Here is a 4,081-nt window from a genome sequence, read left to right on the forward strand (position 1 = left end):
GATGAAGAAATGCGGGCTATGGTGTCCAGCGTTAAGGACAAGGGCGTGACCCAGCCCGCTATCGTCCGTCCCCGTGAGGATGGCGGCTATGAGATCGTGTCCGGCCACCGCCGCCAGAAAGCCAGCGAGCTTGCCGGATATGCGGATATGCCCTGTATCGTCCGAAACCTGACAGACGATGAAGCCATCACGCAGATGGTCGAGGATAATCTCAACCAGCGTGAAGAAATCCTCCCCAGTGAGCGGGCCAAAGCCTTGAAAATGCAGCTTGAGGCTATCAAGCACCAGGGCTCCCGCACTTCGGGCCAGATTGACCCGAAGGACGCAGGAAAACGCTCCAACGAAATTGTGGCCGAGCGTAATAAGATGGCGGTCAAACAGGTGCAGCGGTATATCCGGCTCAATGAGCTGGTTCCCGACTTGATGAAGCTGATGGATGAAAAAAAACTGGGCTTTACTACGGCGGTGGAGCTTTCCTATATCGGTAAGAAGAACCAGAACTATATCGCCGTTGCCATTGACAGCCAGCAGTCCTCGCCTTCACAGGCGCAGGCAAAGCGTATGCGGGAACTGGACGAAAAGAAGCTGCTCAACGGGGATGTGATCGACGGCATTATGATGGAGGACAAAAAGGAGGTAGACAAAGTGATTTTGACAGGTGCGGAACTGAGCAAGTATTTCGGCAAGGAAACTACGCCGAGGGAAATGAAGGACCAGATCATCAAGCTGCTGGACGACTGGAAGGGTCAGCAGAAGGAACACGAAAAACCGGAGAAGAAAACCGAACAGGAAAAGTAAGCTAAAACTTCGGGTCAGCATGGCCCGAGGATTGCGCTCTGCCCCGCGCCCCGAAGCTCTGGAGATATAAATGATTCCCCGTCGCCAGTTATTCCGTAGCATAGCCGGGAAAATCAGTCAAGGGCAGCGCCGCCGCAGGCGGTGCCAGAGGCACCCTTGACGGATTTCTCCCGGTTATGCTTTTTCCCGGTCAAGCGACGGGGATATAAATTCTCCAGAGCCGTTCCCCTTCCCGGGGGAAGGGGCGGAGGGATTGGGCGAACTCTTGCTTTTCCCTAAACCAAAACAGAAATGGAGGCTCAACCAATGAAACGACCTTTAGCGTACCTGACCGCCGCATGGAGCGGCGAGCCGGATGTTGATATGGAGCTGGCGGCTCACTACTGCCGCCTTGCTTATGAGGCGGGCTTTTCCCCGATCTGCCCGCTCTTGTACCTGCCGCTGTTTTTGAATGACAGCGTTCCCGAGGAACATAAGGCCGGGATTGATATGCGCCGGGATATGCTGCGGCGTTCTCATACCCTGATCGTCTGCGGCAGCGTTGTGGACGAGGATGTGAAAAACGATATTGCGGTTGCCGGACGGCTGGGCATTGCGGCGACAACGCTGGAAGGGGTGCTTGCCGTGAAGGGACACGGCACCCCGGGCCATGCCGGACATTAAGCTGGGGAGCCTTTTCGACGGGATCGGCGTGTTCCCTCTGGCTGCTTCCCGGTGCGGTATCCGTCCGGTCTGGGCCAGCGAGATTGAAAAAGCGCCCATCTCCATAACCAAAAGGCACTTTCCCGATATGGCGCATTTGGGAGATATTACGAAGGTGGACGGCGGGAAAATCCCGCCGGTCCATGTGATAACCTTCGGTTCCCCCTGTCAGAACCTTTCTCTGATCGGCAACCGCTCCGGCCTTGCCGGGGCAAAATCAAGCCTGTTCTATCAGGCGTTTCGTATCATACAGGAAATGAGGGATGCTACTGATAACCTATATCCAGCTATCGCTGTTTGGGAAAACGTCATGGGAGCGTTTTCTACAAATGACCGGATGGACTTTAGAGCCGTCCTATCCGCCTTCTCGGACACCGAAGTTCCAATGCCTCCTTCGGGAAGATGGGGAAATGCCGGAATGGTGCGAGGGGGAACGCCTGATGTGTGCTGGCGGCTCATGGACGCCCAGTATTGGGCAGGCACCCGAAGGCTGGCACGAAGGCAGCGGATTTTCGTCGTGGCGGATTTTGGAGGCAGACGTGCCGCAGACATACTATTTAAGCCCCGTCCAATGCTCCCACTTCCTCCGCCTTGCGGAGAGGGCGGGCGGGCCGCCGCCGAAGGAGATCGAACAGCTTCTTTTGAAACAGGGCGGCAGATACCAGTCATCCACCCCTTTCAGTGCTTCCGTATGCGGGGAGCGGCAAAAAGGCAGGAAGAAACGGCCTTCCGAAACAGCTTCGGATTACCAACTGACCCTTTTCCCACTCTTTTAGCCAGTGACGTGACGCCCTTCGCCTTCTGGTATGAGGGCGACCCGGAGGGCGGCTGTATCCGTTTTCTGACGGAAACGGAAAGCGAACGGCTGATGGGGCTGCCAGAGGGCTGGACAAAGTACGGGGCGGACGGCGTGGAGATCCGGCCTCTGCAACGCTACAAGGCGCTGGGGAACGCGATTGCCCTCCCTTGCGCCGATTACATTATGGCCGGGATCTATGAGGTGCTGGCTGACCGGGCCGGAAAGGAGGAATGAGCCCATGTTTGAAGCCTATATAACCAACACCGCCCTGTACCCCTTGATGGGGATTGAGGTAGGGACAACGGTACATTTCCCCACGACGACACAGGAGTTGCAGGCCGCCCTTGCCAAAATCGGGATAGACGGGAAACGGTACAGCGAAGTGTTCTTTACCAGCTTTGACAGCGATGTGCTGGGGCTCTACGATCATCTCTACGAATGTGAGAACATCGACGAGCTGAACGAGCTGGGCCACGCCCTGCTGGAAGTACGGGATAAGGGCGGACTGGAAACCTTTGAAGCCGCTCTTGTCTTGGGAAACCACACACGGAGCGTGAAGGATTTGATAAACCTGACGCAGAACCTTGACCTTTACCGCTTTTACCCGGATATTTCCGATGATGAAGGGCTGGGCCGCCTTTACGCCGACGAGCTTGGGACCATCGACATACCGGAGCACATTCAGAACTACTTCGATTATGAAGCATACGGGCGGGATGTGCGTATCAACGAGGGCGGCGTATTCGCTCCCGGTGGATATGTGTCGGCAGTCCCGGAGGGCTTCAAGGAGTATTACCACGGGCCGCAGGACATTCCGCCGGAACACCGGATATTTGCCTATCCTGAAAAGGCCGAACCTGTCCACTCCATTCTCGTTGCACTCAAACGGTTTCAAGAAGCCCCGCCCGCTCCGAAAAAGGACAAGGCGGGGCCTTCCCATGAAGAACGGTAGGACTTCGGGCCAGCATGGCCCGAAGCATGAAGGAGGTGCATACCATCAACTATTACCCTATCAATGAAGGAGCCGCCCGCCGGGCAAAGGAAATGAACAGCTTTTCCGACTACAAGGAAGGGAGCGCAACGGCGGAATACCGGGCAATGGTGGACAAGGCCGCCGCCATAGCGGAAAAGCAGAAATCCCGGGTGGCCCCCATGTACCATGAGAAGATCGACCATCTGTTAGACACCTACGCCCGCAAGCTGGCCGAAAACATGAACCAGGGCTTTGCCATTGACGCAAGGGTTCCCTCTGTGATGATCGCCGGACCTGCCAATTTCCCGGTGGGAAAGAAGGAAAAACAGAACCGGGCCCGGGACAGCAACATGGAGGAATGGCAGTATATTCAAGGGCTGCTGGATAAGATACGCAGTACCGGCATGGGCGGGATCAGCGCCGATGACCCGGCAGCGATTGAAAAGCTCCAGAAGAAGCTGGACGGGCTGGAACGCTCCCAGCTCATTATGAAGGAGGTCAACGCCTATTACCGCAAGCATGGCAAACTGGATGGCTGTGCGCTGCTGTCGCCGGACCAGATCGAAAAGCTGAAAGCAAGCATGGCGTCAAGCTGGCGGAGCGACCCGAGGCCCTTTGAAAGCTACCAGCTTACCAACAACAACGCGGAGATCCGCCGGGTAAAGGCCCGTATCGAACAGCTTTCCAAACAGGCACAGCAGGAATTTTCCGGCTGGGAGTTCGATGGGGGTCGTGTGGAAATGAACCGGGAGGACAACCGCTTGCAGGTGTTCTTTGACGGAAAGCCTGACGCGGACACCCGGGCCGAG

5 protein-coding genes are annotated in these 4,081 nt (G+C 56.5%); all 5 read left to right on the forward strand.

Annotation, left to right across the window (positions count from 1 at the left end; all coding sequences use genetic code 11):
- On the forward strand, positions 1–798 hold a 798-nt coding region (locus tag DWX76_RS13545), incomplete at its 5' end, for a ParB/RepB/Spo0J family partition protein (protein WP_118570873.1).
- Between the two features lie 306 nt (positions 799–1,104).
- Entirely contained in the window at positions 1,105–1,461 is a 357-nt protein-coding gene (locus DWX76_RS13550; protein WP_009901612.1) for a hypothetical protein, read from the forward strand.
- Positions 1,448–2,533 (forward strand): DNA cytosine methyltransferase, encoded by a 1,086-nt coding sequence (locus DWX76_RS13555; protein ID WP_107001185.1) that lies wholly within the window; start codon positions 1,448–1,450, stop codon positions 2,531–2,533. The genes DWX76_RS13550 and DWX76_RS13555 overlap by 14 nt, the downstream gene beginning before the upstream one ends.
- Positions 2,534–2,537: 4 nt before the next feature.
- A complete protein-coding gene (locus tag DWX76_RS13560) occupies positions 2,538–3,251 on the forward strand; it encodes an antirestriction protein ArdA (protein ID WP_107001184.1) in 714 nt (237 codons plus the stop codon).
- A 14-nt stretch (positions 3,252–3,265) separates the two neighbouring features.
- Positions 3,266–4,081, forward strand: an 816-nt coding sequence (locus DWX76_RS13565; protein ID WP_118570874.1) for a hypothetical protein, incomplete at its 3' end; no start/stop codon positions are given.

Origin of the sequence: Clostridium sp. AF21-20LB (genome assembly GCF_003478795.1) — a bacterium.
GTDB lineage: Bacteria > Bacillota > Clostridia > Lachnospirales > Lachnospiraceae > Otoolea > Otoolea fessa.

What these genes read in the sequence shown, in the direction of transcription:
- DWX76_RS13555 (WP_107001185.1), top strand. Translation starts at nt 1,448, where the DNA reads ATGCCGGACATTAAGCTGGGGAGCCTTTTCGACGGGATCGGCGTGTTC.
- DWX76_RS13550 (WP_009901612.1), top strand. Translation starts at nt 1,105, where the DNA reads ATGAAACGACCTTTAGCGTACCTGACCGCCGCATGGAGCGGCGAGCCG.
- DWX76_RS13560 (WP_107001184.1), top strand. Translation starts at nt 2,538, where the DNA reads ATGTTTGAAGCCTATATAACCAACACCGCCCTGTACCCCTTGATGGGG.